This window comes from Nocardiopsis terrae (genome assembly GCF_014651695.1).
Taxonomy (GTDB): domain Bacteria; phylum Actinomycetota; class Actinomycetes; order Streptosporangiales; family Streptosporangiaceae; genus Nocardiopsis; species Nocardiopsis terrae.
Window position 1 is genome coordinate 868,393 of record NZ_BMXJ01000001.1, and the last position, 17,982, is coordinate 886,374.

A 17,982-nucleotide genomic window follows, 5' to 3' on the forward strand; every position below is an offset into this window, starting at 1 on the left:
ACGAGGACCGGAGGAGCACCGGGACCCCGCGTCCCGCCACCACATGGTGATGCCGGGTGACGTGCTCGACGCCTACGAGCGCTCCGAGCCCGACACCGAGCCCGAGACCGGGCTGAAGGCGGCCCGCGACCCCAGCGAGATCGGTGACGTGGGCACCGCGGACCGCGCCGGCCTGGAGGACGGCGACGAGATCGGCGGTACGGCGCACACGGCGCCGGGCAACCTCGCGAGGTCGACCGCGATCATGGCGGTCGGCACGATCGCCTCCCGGGTGACGGGCTTCGTCCGCACCATCGTGCTGGCCGCGGCGATCGGTACCCAGCTGCTGGGGGACGCCTACCAGACCGCCGGCATGGTGCCGTACATGATCTACGACCTGCTCATCGGCGGGTTGTTGGCCAGTGTGTTCGTGCCGTTCCTGGTCAAGCGGCGCAAGCTGGACTCCGACGGCGGGAACGGGACCGAGCAGCGCCTGGTCACCCTGATGCTGCTGGCGCTGTTCGCGCTCACCCTGGTGTCCGTGCTGATCGCGGAGTGGTTCATCCGGATCTACGCCGGCGGGTTCAGCGGGGCGCAGTACGAGGTCTCGGTGGTCCTGGCCCGCTACCTGGTGCTGCAGATCTTCTTCATCGGCGCGAGCGGCCTGTCCAGCGCCATGCTGAACGCGCGCAACAGGTTCGGCGCCCCCATGTGGGCCCCGGTGCTGAACAACCTCGTCATCATCGGCGTCTGCCTGTGGTTCCTGTCCGTCGCCGGTCCGGGGCGTACCCCGGACACCGTGACCCAGGGGGAGATCGCGCTGCTCGGCCTGGGCACCGCGCTCGGCCAGGTGGTCCAGGCCGCCGTGCTGGTCTGGGCCCTCGCCGCCGCGGGTTTCCGCTGGCGCCCCCGGCTGGACCTGCGCGGGTCCGGTCTGGGGGAGGCCGCCGGCGCCGCCTCGTGGATGATGCTCTACATCGTGGTCGCCCAGGTGGGGGCGCTCGTGTCCACCAACGTCGCCACGCGGGCCGGCGCGATGGCCGCCGAGCTCGGCCACGAGACGGGTTCGGGCATCGCGGCGTACAAGTTCGCCTCGATGCTGTTCCAGCTGCCGTACGCGGTCATCGCGGTCTCGGTGATCACCGCCCTGCTCCCCCGGATGAGCGAACACGTCGCGGCCGGGCGCAGGGACCAGGTCCGGAGCGACTTCTCCCGGGGTTTTCGGCTCTCCTCCGTGCTGATCGTCCCCATCTCGGTGGCGATGATCGTCTTCGCCGTCCCCTTCTGTGTGATGATCTACGCGCAGGGCAGCACCAGCACGGAGGACGCGGCCGCGATCGGCCGGATCCTGATGGCCTTCTGCGTGATGTTGATCCCGTTCACGCTGTTCCAGCTCCAGATGCGCGTGTTCTACGCGCTGGGCGACACCCGCACCCCGGCACTGGTGTCGATCCCCTCCGAGATCGCCCACGCGGTCACCGCGCTCAGCCTGCTGTACTTCATGGCGGAGAGCCCGCAGCACATCGTGGTGTGGCTGCCGGTCCCCTACGGGCTCTACTACATCGTGGGTTCGGCCATCATGTGGTTCCTGTTGAACCGCAGGCTGAACGGCCTGGACGGGCGCAGGACCGCCGCCACCCTGTTCAGGCTGCACGTGGCCACGGTCCCGGCCGCACTGTTCGGTGTGCTGATGACCTACGCCTTCCAGGGCCTGCCGGGTGATCTCTGGCCCGCTCTCGCGTCCATGGTGGCCGGAGGGCTGGTCGGTGCCGTACTGTTCGTGGTTGCCGCCAAGTTCCTAAAGGTGACAGAAGTCACATCATTCCTCGATTTGGTCAGAACCCGGCTGCGACGCCGCTGATCACCTGGAATGGATGACGTTGGGTAGTCACGTCCTGGTACTTCCCAGAAGGTGAACGAGCACCCGGTGTCCTCCAAAGAGGCTGTTCACGCGTCCTAGCATGGACAGACACCGCTTTACCGCCAGAGCATCGATGATCCGAGCTGCCCGAAGGGAGGCTGGGGACAGCAGACAGAGCCGACCCCCTCGCGTGCGCCCGCAACGGCACCACGCGATCCAGCGGCACTGGCGCCCGTCACTCCCATCATGAGCACCTTCCTGATCGAACCCGGGGCGAAGCTGGCCAACCGCTACCGACTCGACCACGTGGTGAGCGAGACCGGTGGTGCGACCCGGTGGAAGGCCACCGACGAGACGCTCGCGCGTCCGGTCGCGGTATGGACCTTCGCGGACGGATTCCCGCGCACGTCAGAGGTCGTGCACGCGGCCCGTGCCACGAGCCGCATCCCGGACGCCCGCGTCACCCAGGTCTTCGACGCCGACGACACCTCGGCCGTCCCCTACGTCGTCGAGGAATGGGTGATCGGTTCCTCCCTCTCCGAACTCCTGGCGCAGGGGCCGATGGAGCCCGAGCGCGCCGCCGGCCTGGTCGCCGAGGCCGCCGAGGCCATCGCCGCGGCGCACGCCAGCGGCCTGCACCACCTGGGCCTGACCCCCGGAAAGCTCATGTGGAGCAGCGGCGGCGCGGTCAAGGTCACCGGTATCGGCGTGGACGCCGCGCTGCTCGGCAACAACGTCCCCCACCCCGGCGCGGTCGACGCCCAGGGGCTGGGCAGCCTGCTGTACGCGGCGATCACCGGGTACTGGCCGGGCGGCCCGCAGAGCGGACTGCCCGGCGCCCCGCAGGGCCCCATGGGCCCCTATCCGCCCGGACAGCTCCGTCAGGGCGTGAGCGAGCCCCTGGCCGCCATCACCACCCGCGCGGCCCTGCCGCAGCTGGTGGGGCAGCTGGTGCCCGGCCCGCCCATCACCAGTCCCGCGGAGTTCTGCGCGGCGCTGGCCGAGGTGCCCCGACTCATCCCGCTGCCGGTCTCCCCGACGGAGGCCGTCCCGCAGCCCGAACAGGGGACCTCCCGGCGCACCGGTGAGTTCGGCTCCACCAACGGCCAGCGGCGCGGCTCCCGGGAGGACGCGGCCCCGGCACGCAACGCGGCCAGATCGGCCCCCGCCTCACGCACGGAGCAGCGCACCGCCCGCCAGGAGGGCGGTTCGCTTCGCAAGGTGCTGGTCGGCGTGGTGGCGGTGGTACTGCTCGCCGCGGTCGTCACCGGCGCGTGGATCGTGGGCACGATGGTCGGTGGCGGGGACGAGACCCCCGACCCGGGCGCCAGCGCCTCCGAGGAGGCCACGGACAGCGTGGAACCGGAACCCCTCGCCATCGGCTCGGCCCGGGGCTTCGACCCGATGCCCAACGGCGATGGCGACGAGCACTCCCAGAACGCGCCCCTCGCCTTCGACCAGAAGCCCGACACCGGCTGGAGCACCCAGGGATACTGGGACCCCCTGAGCGACCAGAAGGCCGGGGTGGGCCTGCTGCTGGACCTGGAGTCCGGCCAGGAGGTCCACGAGGTGGACCTGATGCTCTCCGGCGGGACGCACGGCGTGGAGATCCGGGTCGGGGACAGCGACGAGGTCAGCGACGAGGAAAGCCTGGACGCAAGCCTCCCGATCGCCTGGTCGGGCAGTGTCGACGGTGAACAGACCATCACCCTCGACGAGGGTGCGACCGGGCGGTACGTCCTGGTCTGGTTCACCGAGCTCCCGCAGGTCGACGGAGACTGGCGTGGGACCATTAACGAGGTCGAGGTACGCGGGACCTAGGTTCTAGTTGTGGGGTATGTGATCAGCGCTGATGGACGCGGCCCAGGAGCTTCCTGACAAGGAGCTGTTGTCGAGGCACGCTCAGGGTGACGAACAGGCGTTCGCGGTACTGGTACGCCGACACCGTGAGCGCCTTTGGGCTGTCGCCATCCGGATGACCGGCGACCCCGAGGAGGCCTCGGACGCGCTCCAGGACGCCTTCCTGTCCGCGTTCCGGGCCGCCGGGCGCTTCCGCGGCGAGTCCCAGGTCAGCACCTGGCTGCACCGCATCGTGGTGAACGCCTGCCACGACCGCCTCAGACGCCGCAAGGTGCGTCCGGCCACCCCGACCGAGGACGAGACCCTCGACGTCATCTCCAACGAGCGCCTGAGCCGTTCTGGCGGCGGCACCGACCACGCCTCGCGGACCGAGGCCCGCCTGGACGTGCACGCGGCCCTGGACCTCCTCCCGCTGGACCAGCGCATGGCGCTGACCCTGGTGGACATGCTCGGTTACCGGGTGGACGAGGCGGCCGAGATCCTCCAGGTGGCCTCGGGCACGGTCAAGAGCCGGTGTGCGCGAGGTCGCGCCAAACTTCTTCCCTCCCTGGCCCATCTAAGGAACCCTCAGCCTCCCCGAGACGTCACATCTGGGAGAGGAGGTGCCAACCCATCGTGACGTCCCACCCAGACACGGAGGCGCTCGCCTTCTTCGCCGAGGGTCTCACCGACCCCGACGAGGAGAACTCGGTCGCCGCCCACATCGATACCTGCGCGGAGTGCGCTGCCACCCTGGAGGAGCTCTCGGGGGTCACCCGCGTCCTCAGCGAGGCACCGGTACCCGCGCTGCCGCAGGGCGTCGCGGACCTCCTCGACAGCCGCATCGCCGAGGCCGTCCGCGAACGCTCCCCGTCCGCGGCGGGCACCGCGCCCCCCGAACCCGGCGTCCCGTCGGCCGGAGACCCGGCACCGCCCGTCCCGGACGCGCCCGCACCGGTCGTCCCCATCGCCTCCCGGCGCCGCGGTTTCGGCCTGCCCAAGCTGATGGCGGCCGCCGCCGCGGCCGTCTTCGTGGTCGGCGGCGGGACCGCGATCGTCAACGGGCTGATGGTCGGCGAAACGGAGAACGACGCCGCGGCCCCCATGTACCAGGAGGACTCCCAACCGGAGTCCGCCCCCGACATCGCCCAGTCCTACTCCGCCGAGTCCACGGCGAGCGGCACGGTCTACACCGAGGACCAGCTCGGCGCGCAGGCGGCCGAGGTGCTGGCCGACTCGGAGGATACCGCGGAGGGCATGGGAGCCCAGGCGCAGAAGCCGGTGACCGCACCCGTGCAGGGGTGCGTCGACCGGTTCGAGGAAGCCAACGGCGTCCGGGGCACCCTGGTCGACGAGGCCCTCTTCGACTCCGGTGACGGCGCCGAGCGCGCATGGGTCCTCTTCACCCAGGACACCGGGGGCAACGGCGTGGTCGTGCTCGACCCGCGCTGCGCGCAGGGCGGCGACATCAACACCAGCGTCCTCGCCGAAGCGGACCTGTGACCGGCCGGGGGCCTCAGCCGCCTCCGGGCCGGACCAGACCGCTCTCGTAGGCCGGCCTCCACCACCCTCAACGGTCGCCTACGGCGCACCACTTGCCCACCCGTCCCCCTCCGCGACCATCCGGACCGCCGCCCGCGGTTCACGCGGACCGGCGTCCTTGAGCTGGAACCCGGCCGCGCCCAGGCGCAGCGCGGAGAACACGTTCGCGTCCTCGCCGAAGGTGCTGAGGACCACGACCCGGGTGTCGACATGTCGGCGCCCCGACGTGTCGACACGTCGACGTTCCAGTTCCCGCAGTACCCCGAGCCCGTCCATCACGGACATCTGCGGGTCCAGCAGGACCACCTCCGGACGGAAGCGGTCGACCTCCACCAGCGCCTGCCGACCGTCGGTCGCCTCCGCCGCCGCCTCGATGTCGCCGTCCCTCTCCAACAGCGACCGCACACCCGTACGCACGAGCGGCTGGTCGTCCACGAGCAGGACCCTGATCACGCGCCATCCCCGACCGGGATCCGCGCGCACACCCGGAACCCGCCGCCGTCGACCGGAAGGCGGACGAGACAAGCCCGAAGGGTCAACGGATGCTCTCCGGCATCGGCTGAGGCGTGGTCGGACCGTACCGGTTGCCCCCGCCCCTTCGGGGTTACTCGGTTCACCCCCGAAGTCATACTGTCGGAAAGTTGAACTTTCTGTCGACGAGGTCCATGCTGAGAGCGAAGGAGGTACCCCACCATGGCAACGACAGAAGGAAGGCGTCGACGACGATCGGTGATGCGTCGCAAGAACCAGCTCACCCTGCCTCGGGAGGTCACCGAGGCGCTGCACATCCGCGAAGGCGACGAGGTCGAGTTCGAGATCGGCGAGGACGGCCAGGTCGTGCTGCGCGGCATGACCGTGGTCCCGGCCGATCAGGCCTGGTTCTGGGATCGGCAGTGGCAGCGGGGCGAGCGGGAGGCCAGCGAGCAGATCGCCGCCGGCCGCACCGAGGAGTTCGAGGACGCGGAGTCGATGTTCGACGCTCTTGAACAGGAGCGCTGAAGAGTAGTTGGCCACGTTCGCTACCACCCCCCGCTTCAAGGCGGACTTCAAGAAACTGACCAGGGAACAGGCCGCACGCTTTCGGCTCGTGGTCACGGGCGAGTTCGCGCCCGACGTACAGAAGGGGGAGTTCCGGCCCGGCCTGCGGGTCAAGGGCGTCCAGGGCGCCCCGGGGGTGTACGAGATGACCTGGGCCCCTGACGGTCGAGCCACATGGGAGTACGGGGACGAGCGCTTTCCCGGCAAGCCGCACGTGATCTGGCGGCGGGTGGGTAGCCACGCCGTCTTCAACCCCGGCCCGCCCTGACCCCGAACGCAGAAAGACCCCGGGCAACCATCGGCGAACTCCAACTGTCGTCGCAACACGTGAGGTCAGTTGGTTGCCGCGAGGAGCTCAGTGAGGCGCTCGCCCTGGTCCGCCCCTGATGAGCACCACCGGGGTCTCGGAGGCGATCGGTTCACCGCCGGCGCAGATCGCCTCGACCCTGGCCGCCACCGCGACCTGGATCGTGGCGGTGGTCGTGGCACGTGTCCCCCGCCCCTTCCTCACCCTCGTGTACACGGACTCGGCCTACGGGGTCCTCCCGATCGTGCTGAGCGCGGCGCTGTCCCCGTTCTTCACGGGAGAGCTCCGGGGGCCGACCACCAACCCCTTCGGCCCGGTGGCGGTCCTGGTCACGAACGCCCCGTGGGGGCCGCCGCAGGCGAGGTCGCCCCGGCCGTCCGCCGAGGGGCCGACCGCACCGGACGCCGCCGCTGAGACCCATCTCCCGCCCGCCGCGCGCCGGGCGGACACCCGAGGGGGAATGCCCTGCGCCTACCATCGGTTGTGCTAAGCATCTTTCCCTCCGGTCACGCCCCCGTGGCCAGGACAGCGACTGTGTGAAGGGCCTACGAGCGTGAGTGACGTCCGCAATGTCATCATCATCGGTTCCGGACCGGCGGGTTACACCGCCGCCGTGTACGCCGCGCGCGCAGAACTGCGCCCTCTGGTGTTCGAGGGGTCCATCACCGCCGGTGGTGCGCTCATGAACACCACCGACGTGGAGAACTTCCCCGGTTTCCCCGACGGGATCATGGGCCCGGACCTCATGGACAACCTGCGCAAGCAGGCCGAACGCTTCGGTGCCGAACTGGTCCCCGAGGACGTCACCGACGTGGACCTGACCAAGCCGGTCAAGGAGGTCACCGTCGGCAGCGAGACCTTCCTCGCGCACACCGTCATCCTGGCCACCGGCTCCGGCTACCGCGAGCTGGGCGTCCCCGGCGAGAAGGCGCTGTCCGGCCGGGGAACCTCCTGGTGCGCGACCTGCGACGGCTTCTTCTTCCGTGACCAGGACATCGCCGTGGCCGGCGGCGGCGACACCGCGATGGAGGAGGCGCTCTTCCTCACCCGCTTCGCCAAGTCCGTGACGGTCATCCACCGACGCGACGAGCTGCGCGCCAGCAAGATCATGGCCGAGCGGGCCTTCGCCAACGACAAGATCTCCTTCCTCTGGGACACCGAGATCACCGAGGTTCTCGGGAAGGACCGTGTCAGCGGACTCCAGCTGATCAACAACAAGACCCACGAGGTCAGCACCCTGGACGTGACCGGCCTGTTCGTCGCCATCGGCCACGACCCGCGCGTGGAGCTCTTCCAGAAGCAGGTCGAGCTCGACGAGGAGGGTTACGTGAAGGTGGACGCGCCGTCCACCCGGACCAACCTCGACGGTGTCTTCGCCTCGGGCGACGTGGTCGACCACCAGTACCGCCAGGCGATCACCGCCGCGGGCACCGGCTGCGCCGCAGCCCTGGACGCCGAGCGCCACCTCGCCGAGATGGGCAACTGACCCCTCCCCCGTCCTCTTTCCCACCGGTTTCGTCGAACCAAGGAGAACCAAGCAGTGTCCACCGTTAAGACCGCCACCGACGCCTCCTTCAAGGAGACCGTCCTCGCCAGCGACAAGCCCGTCCTGGTGGACTTCTGGGCCGACTGGTGCGGCCCCTGCAAACAGATGGCCCCGGTCCTGGACAAGCTGGCCGAGGAGTACGCCGACAAGATCGATGTCGTCAAGCTCAACACCGACCAGAACCCCGAGACCCCGCGCGCCTACAACGTCATGTCACTGCCGACCATGAACGTCTACAAGGACGGTGAGGTCGTCAAGCAGATCATCGGGGCCAAGCCGAAGCGCCTCCTGGAGAAGGAACTGGCCGAGTTCCTGTAACCCGGAACCGCACCGAACCCGCGAGAGGCCCCCAGGTCACCCCTGGGGGCCTCTCGTCTTCTCATGCGACCGGCCTTCGGCCCACTCGCTCCACACCGCCCCACGCCCCCTGTGCCACCCCTCCATGGGACACCCCGGCGGGCGAGGGGCGCCGGGGCGGCTCGGACCGCCGAGGCCCTTCGCGTGCACCCCCTGTTTCACGTGAAACAGGGGGTGCACGCGAAGGGCCCGCATACGGCGTTGGCGGTGTTTCACGTGAAACACCGCCAACGCCCGGGTGGAGGGTCAGTCCTGCCGGTCCATCTGGCTGATGATCCGCTCCAGGTCCTCCATCGTCGCGAACTCCACGACGATCTTGCCCTTCTTCCGGCCGATGTCCACCTTCACCGTGGTGTCGAGCCGGTCGCCCAGACGGGTCGCCCACTCCTCGACCTGAGGGGGGTTGCTGATCCTACCCGCGGAGGAGCGGCGGGGCTTCTCCCCCTCGGGACCCTCCTCCCCGGGGATCTCCCGGAGGGCGACGATCTCCTCCAGGGCCCGGACCGACAGGTTCTCGTTGTTGACCCGCTGAGCCAGTCGTTCCTGCGCTTCCGGATCATCGATCGAGAGCAGCGCGCGAGCGTGGCCGGCGCTGAGCACCCCGGCCGCCACCCGGTTCTGCACCCTCCCCGGAAGGTTGAGCAGGCGCAGCGTGTTGCTGACGTGCGAGCGGGACTTGCCCACCCTCTGGGCCAGCTCCTCCTGGGTGGTGTCGAAGTCGTCCAGCATCTGCTGGTACGCGGCCGCCTCCTCCAGCGGGTTGAGCTGCTGCCGGTGCAGGTTCTCCAGGAGCGCCTCCCGGAGCAGCTCGTCATCGTCCGTCTTGCGGACGATGGCGGGGATGCGGTCGAGGTCCGCGAGCTTGCTCGCCCGGAACCTGCGCTCCCCCATGATCAGCTCGTATCGGTCCTCGCCGCGGCCCTCGAGCTTGCGAACCACGATGGGCTGAAGCAGACCGACCTCGACGATCGAGTCCCTCAGCTCCTCCAGGGCCTCCTCGTCGAAGTGCGTCCTGGGCTGACGGGGGTTGGGGGTGATCGAGGCGAGCTCGACATCCTCCAGGTAGGTCCCGTCCGGCAACTCCGCCGGCCCTTGGACCTCGGGGGTTTCAGGGGCGGACAGCTCCACCTCGGGAACGCTCTCCACCGGCGCGGGGGCCGTCGGCCCCTGCGGGATGAGCGCCCCCAGCCCCTTACCCAGTCCGCGCCGCTGCTGGCTCACCGGCAACTCCCTCCACACTCCTTGCGTGCTGTTCCGCCCGACCGCAGCGCGGCCGGGCGGAGTGTTTCACGTGAAACAACCGGCGTCAGCCGGAGATCCTCTCGGCCCGGTAGGCGATCTCACGGGACGCCTCCAGGTAGGCCACCGCACCGGTGGACGCGGGATCGTAGGTCATGACCGACTGCGCGTAGCTCGGCGCCTCGGAGACACGGACGCTCCTCGGCACCAGGGTCTCCAGGACGAGTTCACCGAAGTGCGAACGCACCTCGTCCGCGACCTGCTGGGCGAGCCTGGTCCGGCCGTCGTACATCGTCAGCAGGATCGTGCTGATGGACAGGCCCGTGTTCAGGTGCGACTTGACCAGCTCCACGTTGCGCAGAAGCTGACCGAGCCCTTCCAGTGCGTAGTACTCACACTGGATCGGGATCATGACCTCGTCGCACGCCACCATCGCGTTGACCGTCAACAGGCCGAGCGAAGGCGGACAGTCGATGAGGATGTAGTCGAGGTCCGACGTGTCGTAGGCGGCGAAGGCCCGCTTGAGCCGAGCCTCCCGGGCGACCAGGGAGACCAGTTCGATCTCGGCCCCGGCGAGGTCGATGGTGGCCGGGGCGCACCACAGGTTCGGGATGTCCGGGACCGGCTGGGCCAGTTTCCGGATCTCCTCGTCCTCGACCAGGCAGTGGTAGATCGACCGGGTCTGGGTGTCACGCTCCATACCGAGCGCGGTGGACGCGTTCCCCTGCGGGTCGAGGTCGACCACGAGGACACGCTGCCCGTGCATGGCCAGGGCGGCGGCGATGTTCACCGTCGTGGTGGTCTTACCCACCCCGCCCTTCTGGTTGGCGACACTGATCACCCGGCAGGCCTTGGGGCGGGGCCAGTGGTCCTCGTGCCCGCGAACCGCCATCGCGGCATGGGCCGCGCGGGCAAGAGGAGTGTCGGGGACGCCGTCGGAGGCCGTGTCACCACTCTGTGTTTCACGTGAAACAGAGGGCTGGCCCGCCGTGGAGTCCGCTGCTGTTTCACGTGAAACATCGAGCAGGTCTCCATAGGCGCCCGCCGGGGTTTCACGTGAAACACCGGCGTTGTCGGCTGGGTTCTGGGGCACGAATGAGTTCACCTCTTCCGTCCGCGCTTCTTTTTGCCGCTCCGCGCCTTCTTCTGGGATCCTCCGGGCGCGGGCGGACCACCGTCGGATGTCACCGTGACGCGAACGACCGTGGTAGCGGGATCGACTTTACCCCGACCCACCCTGATCACATCGCAGACGCCAGGACGCAGTTTCGAAACGTCTTTCTCCGCCTCGGCCAATTCGGCCTCCGCCTGCTCCCCCTTCAGGGCCAACAGGCTCCCGCCCTTGCGGAGCAGCGGCAGCGACCAACCGGCGAGACGGCCCAGCGGGGCGACCGCGCGGGCGGTGACGAAGTCGGTGTACAGCTCGCCGTGCGCCTCCTCGGCACGCCCCCGCCGAACCTCGACGTTGGCCAGGCCGAGTGTCTCGACAGCCTCGTCGAGGAAGACCGTCCGTCGCAGCAGGGGCTCCAGAAGGGTCACCCTGACATCCGGGCGCAGCAGACCGAGCACCAGACCGGGCAGCCCAGCACCCGATCCGATGTCCACCACCTCCGCCCCCTCGGGGATCAACTCCTCGACGACAGCACAGTTGATGAGGTGTCGCTCCCAGAGGCGGGGCACCTCACGGGGGCCGATCAACCCCCGGCGCACCCCGTCGTCCGCGAGGAGTTCGGCATAGCGCGCAGCCGTGGGCAAGGTGTCGCCGAAGACCGCTCCGGCCTGCGGGGGCGGGGCGGGGAGCGTAGCGCCGGGCTCCTCAGTGCCCGAGGTCATCGGTCACCACCTGTCGGAACTCGTCCATCATCACTTCCATGAACCGTCGGGTCGCCATGTCGACCTGTCCATTCGGAGCATTGTCGACCGGCGTGGGAAACGCGCGGAGGATCACGGTCGCCCGCACGCACGGGGTTGCCCCCTCCCCCCGCACGGACCGCGTGGCTCGCGGATCCACTCGCGGCGTCGTCCCGGAGTGCCGGGGCGGAACGGCTCGTGGGCGGGAAGGCCCCGGAGACGATCCTATGTGTGGGACGCACCCGGGTTTCACGTGAAACACCCCCGGCACCCCTCGCGGCCCCCGCCCCCGCGGTCCGCCCCGCGCCCGTGTCCGCTCTCCACGCCATCCGTGTCGAGAGTCCGCCCCGCACAACGAAGGGGCGGTGTTTCACGTGAAACACCGCCCCTGACATCTGCCACCCGAAACGCTAGTCGGCTGGATGCACCACCACGTAGCGGTTGGGCTCCTCGCCCTCGGACTCACTGCGCAGACCGGCCGCGGCGACCGCGTCGTGCACGACCTTGCGCTCGAACGGGGTCATCGGCTCCAGCGGGTGAATCTCCCCGCTCTCCTTGACCTTGTTCGCGGCCTCGGTGCCGATCTGGAAGAGCACCTTGCGGCGGCCCTCGCGGTAGCCGCCGATGTCCAGCATGAGGCGGCTGCGCTCCCCGGTCGCGCGGTGCACGGCCAGACGGGTCAGCTCCTGGAGGGCCTCCAGGACCTCACCGTCGTCACCGATCAGTTCGTCCAGGGTCGCGCCGACAACGGAGACCATCGCGCGGTCCCCTTCGACGTCCATGTCGATGTCGCCGTCGAAGTCCGCGATGTCGAGGAGGCCCTCGATGTAGTCCGCGGCGATGTCACCCTCGTTCTCCAGGGCTTCGATGTCGATTCCGGCCTCGGGTGCCTCAGCCACCGCTACGCCACCGCTCTCTTCCTCGCTACTTCCCACAGCGATCCCGTCTCCTCAATCCGTCAGTCCCTGGCCGCCGTACGCCTCAGGGGCATTGTCGCCTGCGTACTAGAAAGTCGTCGCCGCCGACACGAAACAGGAAGGCCCTCAGTTGGGCCCGCCGCTGCGCTTGGAGCGCGGCTGCTTCTTCGGCTGCTTACGTTCGATCTTAGGCTCTTCCTTGGGCTCCGGAGCGGTTTCCGGGGCCTTCTTCCGGCCGAGCATGCCCTTGGCCGAGCCCTTGGCGGTGCTGCCCTTGCCCGACTGGTCCCCGTCACCGGGAAGGGGCTGGTTCCGGTAGAGGTAGTGCTGCTGCACCATGGTCCAGACGTTGGACGTGACCCAGTAGACGAGCACACCGACCGGCATCGCGAGACCGAAGAGCCCGAACGCGGGCGCCAGGTACATCATGATCTTCTGGGTCTGCATCATCGGGTTGTCGGGCTGCTGCGCCATGCTGCGCTTGATGCTCTGCCGCATGGTCAGGAACGTCGTGGTGCCCATGACCACACAGGCGATCGCGATGACGATCTTCGCCATGACGGGGTCGGTCGCGCCGAGCTGACGCAGTTCCTCCGGGGTGGTGTTGAACTGCGCGGCGATCGGAGCGTGGAAGATCAGCGCCTCGCGGGCGCTGTTGGCGAGTTCCTCGGTGAAGCCGTACCGGGCCTGGCCTTCGGCGACGCTGCGCAGCACGCTGAACAGTGCGAAGAACACCGGCATCTGCAGGAGGAGGGGGAGACAACCCATGATGGGGTTGGTCCCGCTCTCCTGGTAGAGCTTCATCGACTCCTTCTGGAGCCGCTCCTTGTCGTGCTTGTAGCGCTCCCGAAGCTTCATGATCTTCGGTTGCACTTCCTGCATCTTGCGCTGCGTGTTCATCTGCTTGACGAACAGCGGAACGAGCAGGAGCCGCATGACAACGGTGAGCAGCACGATGGACAGGCCCCACGCCCACCCGCTGTCGGGGTTCAGGCCGACGAAGGACAGACCCGCGTGGATCTGGACCAACGTCCAGCCGACGATGTTGTAAAGCCAGTCCAGCACCGGCCAACTCCTAGTTCAGTGAAACTACTGGTCCCCGGAAGCGGCGCCGGTGTTCCCGGTTCCGCCCGCAGACTCCTCGGACTCCTCGTTCCCGCGCCCCCTGGGCGGCGGAACCGGATCAAGACCCCCCGGGTTGAAGGGATGGCAGCGGGCGATACGCCTGACAGCCAGCCACAACCCGCGCAGGGCTCCGTGCACGCGGAGCGCCTCGACGGCGTACGCGCTGCACGAAGGGTAGAAACGACAGACCGGGGGGAAGAGCGGGCTGATGAAGCGCTGGTAACCACGGATGGGCAGGATCAGCAGCCGTGCGAACGACGTCGGTCTGTGCTCGGTCATTGCTTCGCCCACCGTTCTCCGCCCCTGGGTGGGCGACGGTCACCGTCTGCCTCGCTCCTCGCCGACTCGGCCGGTTCGGGGCGCGGGCCCCCACGGCCCCGACGACGCTTGGCAGCCCCCCGGGGCCGCTGCGCCGCGGCGATCGCGCTGTCGAGTTGTACTGCCAGATCCTGCTGCCGCATGTTCGCGGCAGAGGGCTTGGCCCGCACTACCAGCAGGCTACCGTTTGGCAGAACAGCCAACCGTGCCCGCATCAGGTGGCGCAGCCTCCGCTGTACGCGTTTGCGCACCACCGCTCCCCCGACCGCCTTACTCACGACGAAACCGACGCGCGGCGGTGCCGCGGCGTCGGTGTCTTGGTCGGACGGCTGTCGGGGGGCGAGGTAGATGACGCCCAGGGCCTCACGCGATGCGCGCCGGCCCGAGCGCATGACCGTTCCGAACTCGGCGCTGTGACGCATCCGGTTCTCCGGCGACAACATCGGCGTTCCTCCGGGAGAGGGGGCACGGCCCTCGACTACCGGATCCGTGCCCCACGACAAAGGGACCGACCGGCAAGAAGGCCGGACCGGTCCCAGTGAAGACTTGAGGCTTACGTGGCCCTAGTGGCTCACGGTCAGCGCGGCGCGTCCCTTACGACGACGCGAGGCGATGATGGCGCGACCGGCGCGCGTACGCATGCGCAGCCGGAAGCCGTGGACCTTCGCGCGACGCCGGTTGTTCGGCTGAAACGTACGCTTGCTCACTACTGGCTCCAGGGGCGTGTCAGGAAAGTACTACGACAGACCCCCAGGATATGCGGGGCCTTGCTGTGCATGTGTCGATGCCGCGCTCTCATGTCGGACATGAGCGCGGACAGAATCATCGGCATAAGCATAAAGAAGATACGACCTGGTCGGGCCGTGGTCAAATCAGACCGCCCGCCGGACCGGGTCCCGAGTCCGCCGGGCGCGGCCCGGCCGGTGGCGGACACCACTGCGCACAGCCTACCCCCACCCCTGTGGACAACCAGTTGTCCACAGGGGGCGCAACTTCCACAGTGGGGCGTGTCCTGTGGATAACCTCAACCTGTGGATAACTCTCCCCTCGCCTCGCCCCCAGCCTCCCAGAAGCTGTGGACGAGCGCTTTACACACCTTCTGACCTGCAAATTGTGGATAACCCCACAGAGTGCACAGTCAGCTGTCATCCTGTGGATAAACCTGTGCACAACCTGTGGACAACCCTCTGATGCTGTGGATACCCAGAGGTAGTCAAACCCTTGGCTGCTGCTGATCGATCCCGCTGTCCACAGGCCCCGCACGACCAGACGAACCCACCACACCCCCTGACTCCCTGCCCCGGCACCCCCTGGAGGGGAGGACAATGGGAGGGGCGGGCCCCGCAGGGGCTCAACCGTGCCCGTGACAGGCCGTACCAACCTCCCCCGTCCCCTCACCGCTACCAATCCGCACCGAACAGATCCGCACCGAAGGGACAGCAACCATGGCAGGTCACCTTGGCTGAAGCACAGGTCAACCTCGCAATGGTCTGGTCAAGCGTGCTGGACGGGATCGACAACGACTCCCTGCCCGCGCACCAGCGCGCCTGGCTGCCGCAGACCCGTCCGCTGGGTCTGATCGAGGACACGGCGCTGATCGCAGCGCCCAACGAGTTCACCAAGAAGGTCCTGGAGACACGTCTCTACCCGGCGATCAGCAAGGCCCTCTCCGCACACCTGGGCCGGGAGATCCGGGTCGCGGTGACCGTGGACCCCACCGCGGTGCCGACCCCGCCGCCGACCCCCGCACCGTACGGCGGGGCGCCGGGAGCGCACGGCCCCCTCCCCGCTTCGCAGGGTCCCGCCCCGACCGCGCCGCGCTCCGAACCCCCCGCACACGAGCCCTCTCCCCAGGAGGGCACGGCGCACGAGTCCCGCGGCCAGCACGCACGCCCGGCCGAACCGCACCCCTCCGAAGCCCTGGGGGCGCACCCCGGCCACGCCCGAGCCCAGGCTGCCCAGGCCGACCTGCTCGGCACCGCTCCCCCGGCCCAGGAGCCCCAACAGCCCCAACAGCAGGCCGCGCCCAGCCACCCCGCGCCCCAGAACGGTGACCGGTGGTACGCGGCCCCGGGGGGTTGGGCACCTGACCAGGACCAGTCGGCGCAGGGGCAGCACGTGCAGAGCCCGCGGCCCCGGCCCGAGCAGACGCACCCCCAGGGCCCCCGTTCCCACCCCGCGCCGCCGGAGGCGTCCGCGCCCGGCGCCCAGGGGCCTCCCCCCTCCTCCCGCTCCCCGCGCTGGGAACAACCCGCCCAGGAACAGCTGTGGCAGCAGCAGGCCTGGGGGGACTCCTCCTGGGACCAGCCCAACCGCTGGGAGACCCCGGCCGCGACCGCTCCCGCGCCGGAGCCCGCGGCGCCCGGCCCCGAGGGTCCGGCCCCGGGGCGGGAGCAGCCGGCCGAGGAGGCCCAGGCACCTGCACGGGAGCCGTCGGAGGAGAAGGGGGCCGCCAACTCCCCCGCCTCTCCCCCCGGGCGCTCCCCGGAGATCCCGCCGGGCGAGCACGCGCGGCTGAATCCGAAGTACACCTTCGACACGTTCGTCATCGGTTCCAGTAACCGGTTCGCGCACGCGGCCTCCGTGGCCGCCGCCGAGGCCCCCGCCAAGGCCTACAACCCGCTGTTCATCCACGGGGGCTCCGGGCTGGGAAAGACCCACCTCCTGCACGCGATCGGCCACTACACGCACCGGCTCTACGAGGGCTCCCGGGTGCGGTACGTGAGCTCGGAGGAGTTCACCAACGAGTTCATCAACTCGATCCGGGACGGGAAGGCGGACGGCTTCCGCCGCCGGTACCGGGACATCGACGTACTCCTGGTGGACGACATCCAGTTCCTGGAGAACAAGGAGCAGACGCAGGAGGAGTTCTTCCACACCTTCAACACGCTCCACAACTCCGACAAGCAGATCGTCATCTCCAGTGACCGGCCGCCCAAGCAGCTGACCACGCTGGAGGACCGGATGCGGAGCCGGTTCGAGTGGGGCCTGCTGACCGACGTCCAGCCGCCCGAGCTGGAGACCCGGATCGCCATCCTGCGCAAGAAGGCGGCGCAGGAAGGGCTGGCCGCCCCGCCGGAGGTCCTGGAGTTCATCGCCAGCAAGATCTCCACCAACATCCGTGAGCTGGAGGGCGCGCTCATCCGGGTGACCGCGTTCGCCAGCCTCAACCGGCAGTCCGTCGACCTGGACCTGACCGGCCAGGTCCTGCGGGACCTGGTCCCCAACGCCGAGGTCCCGGAGATCACGGCCAGCGCGATCATGTCCCAGACCGCGGCCTACTTCGGGCTGAGCCTGGAGGACCTGTGCGGGACGTCGCGGTCCCGGGTCCTGGTCACGGCCCGGCAGATCGCCATGTACCTGTGCCGTGAGCTCACGGACCTCTCCCTGCCCAAGATCGGCCAGCAGTTCGGCCGGGACCACACCACCGTCATGCACGCCGACCGCAAGGTGCGTGCCCTGATGGCGGAGCGCCGCTCCATCTACAACCAGGTCCACGAACTGACCAGCCGGATCAAGGACCAGCCCTCGCTGACCTGACCGTGCCCTGCGCGGGAACTCCGGGGCGGGGGCAGGGGAGCGCAGGAACGCCGAAGGTGCACAGAGGGGCCGCGTCCGACGGAGGACGGCGGCCCCCTCTGCTCCTCCGGGCCCGGGTCCCGGGCCCGGCCGCTGTCGATGTGTCTCCGTGTCGACAGCTCTACCCGTCGACCCGCCTCCCTCCGGTGGCCGGTACCGGCCCGACGGCTCAGCAGGCGGCCCTGAGCCGTCCCGCCCCCCGGGGTTCAACCGCCCACACCGAGTTATCCACAGGCTTGTGTGGTCATTGCTCCCGTGAGGCCGGGTGCGTCCGTGTCGTACCCGTCCGGCACTGTCCGTGCCGGACACGCCCTGCTTCCCCTGTTTCCCCAGGCCTCCAGCGTCTGTTGCCCTGCCCACACCGCTCTCGAAGGAGCCTGGTCGGAGACCGTGACAACGATCGGGGTTCGTAGTTCGCCGAGGGCCTGTGGAAAACTCTGTGCACAGACTGTTTGTCCAGGTTCGCGAGGTCTGCGCGCGGTTC

General features: G+C 69.3%; 18 protein-coding genes and 1 pseudogene. 10 read left to right on the forward strand and 9 right to left on the reverse strand.

The features are described from left to right. Nucleotides 1-43: 43 nt before the first annotated feature. The 4 genes from murJ to IE195_RS04005 all read left to right on the forward strand — a co-directional run bounded on the left by murJ (nt 44) and on the right by IE195_RS04005 (nt 5,182). Nucleotides 44-1,840 carry a murein biosynthesis integral membrane protein MurJ gene (murJ, locus tag IE195_RS03990; RefSeq protein ID WP_191268081.1) on the forward strand — a complete coding sequence of 599 codons (1,797 nt, stop codon included), beginning with the start codon at nt 44-46 and terminating at the stop codon, nt 1,838-1,840. Nucleotides 1,841-2,086: 246 nt separating this feature from the next. Continuing rightward, entirely contained in the window at nt 2,087-3,661 is a 1,575-nt protein-coding gene (locus IE195_RS03995; RefSeq protein ID WP_191267965.1) for a protein kinase family protein, read from the forward strand. Between the two features lie 31 nt (nt 3,662-3,692). Then, nucleotides 3,693-4,319 (forward strand): RNA polymerase sigma factor SigM, encoded by a 627-nt coding sequence (gene sigM, locus IE195_RS04000; RefSeq protein ID WP_191267967.1) that lies wholly within the window; start codon nt 3,693-3,695, stop codon nt 4,317-4,319. Beyond that, on the forward strand, nt 4,316-5,182 hold the full coding sequence (locus IE195_RS04005; RefSeq protein WP_191267968.1) for an anti-sigma factor family protein: 867 nt from the start codon (nt 4,316-4,318) through the stop codon (nt 5,180-5,182). Before sigM ends, IE195_RS04005 begins: the two co-directional genes overlap by 4 nt. Before the next feature lie 90 nt (nt 5,183-5,272). On the opposite strand, the pseudogene IE195_RS04010 reads toward IE195_RS04005, so the two are convergent. Continuing rightward, nucleotides 5,273-5,674 (reverse strand): annotated as a pseudogene (locus tag IE195_RS04010) (response regulator); the annotation flags it as partial. A 279-nt stretch (nt 5,675-5,953) separates the two neighbouring features. Between IE195_RS04010 and IE195_RS04015 the strand changes: the two are divergent. The 5 genes from IE195_RS04015 to trxA all read left to right on the forward strand — a co-directional run bounded on the left by IE195_RS04015 (nt 5,954) and on the right by trxA (nt 8,430). After that, nucleotides 5,954-6,220 carry an AbrB/MazE/SpoVT family DNA-binding domain-containing protein gene (locus IE195_RS04015; protein WP_191268082.1) on the forward strand — a complete coding sequence of 89 codons (267 nt, stop codon included), beginning with the start codon at nt 5,954-5,956 and terminating at the stop codon, nt 6,218-6,220. A gap of 7 nt (nt 6,221-6,227) precedes the next feature. Beyond that, entirely contained in the window at nt 6,228-6,527 is a 300-nt protein-coding gene (locus IE195_RS04020; RefSeq protein ID WP_225942592.1) for a hypothetical protein, read from the forward strand. Between the two features lie 118 nt (nt 6,528-6,645). Beyond that, nucleotides 6,646-7,056: a hypothetical protein gene (locus IE195_RS04025; RefSeq protein ID WP_191267969.1), complete on the forward strand. Its 411-nt coding sequence runs from the start codon at nt 6,646-6,648 to the stop codon at nt 7,054-7,056. 63 nt (nt 7,057-7,119) lie between these two features. Beyond that, the gene (gene trxB, locus IE195_RS04030) at nt 7,120-8,052 is read left to right on the forward strand and encodes a thioredoxin-disulfide reductase (protein WP_191267970.1); all 933 of its coding nucleotides are present in this window, start codon (nt 7,120-7,122) and stop codon (nt 8,050-8,052) included. A gap of 54 nt (nt 8,053-8,106) precedes the next feature. Then, nucleotides 8,107-8,430, forward strand: coding sequence for a thioredoxin (gene trxA, locus IE195_RS04035; RefSeq protein WP_191267971.1), 324 nt, complete (start codon nt 8,107-8,109; stop codon nt 8,428-8,430). Nucleotides 8,431-8,715: 285 nt separating this feature from the next. Here the strand turns inward: trxA and IE195_RS04040 are convergent, their stop codons facing one another. The 8 genes from IE195_RS04040 to rpmH form a co-directional block, all read right to left on the reverse strand. Beyond that, nucleotides 8,716-9,690 carry a ParB/RepB/Spo0J family partition protein gene (locus IE195_RS04040; protein ID WP_191267972.1) on the reverse strand — a complete coding sequence of 325 codons (975 nt, stop codon included), beginning with the start codon at nt 9,688-9,690 and terminating at the stop codon, nt 8,716-8,718. Between the two features lie 85 nt (nt 9,691-9,775). Beyond that, nucleotides 9,776-10,735, reverse strand: coding sequence for a ParA family protein (locus IE195_RS04045; protein ID WP_373295630.1), 960 nt, complete (start codon nt 10,733-10,735; stop codon nt 9,776-9,778). 74 nt (nt 10,736-10,809) lie between these two features. Continuing rightward, nucleotides 10,810-11,541 (reverse strand): 16S rRNA (guanine(527)-N(7))-methyltransferase RsmG, encoded by a 732-nt coding sequence (rsmG, locus tag IE195_RS04050; RefSeq protein ID WP_191267974.1) that lies wholly within the window; start codon nt 11,539-11,541, stop codon nt 10,810-10,812. Nucleotides 11,542-11,969: 428 nt separating this feature from the next. Continuing rightward, entirely contained in the window at nt 11,970-12,458 is a 489-nt protein-coding gene (locus IE195_RS04055) for a Jag family protein (protein ID WP_191267975.1), read from the reverse strand. Between the two features lie 144 nt (nt 12,459-12,602). Further along, a complete protein-coding gene (yidC, locus tag IE195_RS04060; protein WP_191267976.1) occupies nt 12,603-13,541 on the reverse strand; it encodes a membrane protein insertase YidC in 939 nt (312 codons plus the stop codon). A gap of 24 nt (nt 13,542-13,565) precedes the next feature. Then, nucleotides 13,566-13,880 (reverse strand): membrane protein insertion efficiency factor YidD, encoded by a 315-nt coding sequence (gene yidD / locus IE195_RS04065; protein ID WP_191267977.1) that lies wholly within the window; start codon nt 13,878-13,880, stop codon nt 13,566-13,568. Further along, on the reverse strand, nt 13,877-14,362 hold the full coding sequence (rnpA, locus tag IE195_RS04070; RefSeq protein ID WP_191267978.1) for a ribonuclease P protein component: 486 nt from the start codon (nt 14,360-14,362) through the stop codon (nt 13,877-13,879). The genes yidD and rnpA overlap by 4 nt, the downstream gene beginning before the upstream one ends. Nucleotides 14,363-14,482: 120 nt before the next feature. Then, nucleotides 14,483-14,626: a 50S ribosomal protein L34 gene (rpmH, locus tag IE195_RS04075; protein WP_014909187.1), complete on the reverse strand. Its 144-nt coding sequence runs from the start codon at nt 14,624-14,626 to the stop codon at nt 14,483-14,485. Between the two features lie 778 nt (nt 14,627-15,404). Here rpmH and dnaA point away from each other — a divergent pair. Beyond that, on the forward strand, nt 15,405-17,459 hold the full coding sequence (dnaA, locus tag IE195_RS04080; protein ID WP_229826074.1) for a chromosomal replication initiator protein DnaA: 2,055 nt from the start codon (nt 15,405-15,407) through the stop codon (nt 17,457-17,459). The last annotated feature ends 523 nt before the right edge of the window (nt 17,460-17,982 follow it).

What these genes read in the sequence shown, in the direction of transcription:
- murJ (WP_191268081.1), top strand. Translation starts at nt 44, where the DNA reads ATGGTGATGCCGGGTGACGTGCTCGACGCCTACGAGCGCTCCGAGCCC.
- IE195_RS03995 (WP_191267965.1), top strand. Translation starts at nt 2,087, where the DNA reads ATGAGCACCTTCCTGATCGAACCCGGGGCGAAGCTGGCCAACCGCTAC.
- sigM (WP_191267967.1), top strand. Translation starts at nt 3,693, where the DNA reads ATGGACGCGGCCCAGGAGCTTCCTGACAAGGAGCTGTTGTCGAGGCAC.
- IE195_RS04015 (WP_191268082.1), top strand. Translation starts at nt 5,954, where the DNA reads ATGCGTCGCAAGAACCAGCTCACCCTGCCTCGGGAGGTCACCGAGGCG.
- IE195_RS04025 (WP_191267969.1), top strand. Translation starts at nt 6,646, where the DNA reads ATGAGCACCACCGGGGTCTCGGAGGCGATCGGTTCACCGCCGGCGCAG.
- rsmG (WP_191267974.1), bottom strand. Translation starts at nt 11,541, where the DNA reads ATGACCTCGGGCACTGAGGAGCCCGGCGCTACGCTCCCCGCCCCGCCC.
- yidD (WP_191267977.1), bottom strand. Translation starts at nt 13,880, where the DNA reads ATGACCGAGCACAGACCGACGTCGTTCGCACGGCTGCTGATCCTGCCC.
- rnpA (WP_191267978.1), bottom strand. Translation starts at nt 14,362, where the DNA reads ATGTTGTCGCCGGAGAACCGGATGCGTCACAGCGCCGAGTTCGGAACG.
- dnaA (WP_229826074.1), top strand. Translation starts at nt 15,405, where the DNA reads ATGGTCTGGTCAAGCGTGCTGGACGGGATCGACAACGACTCCCTGCCC.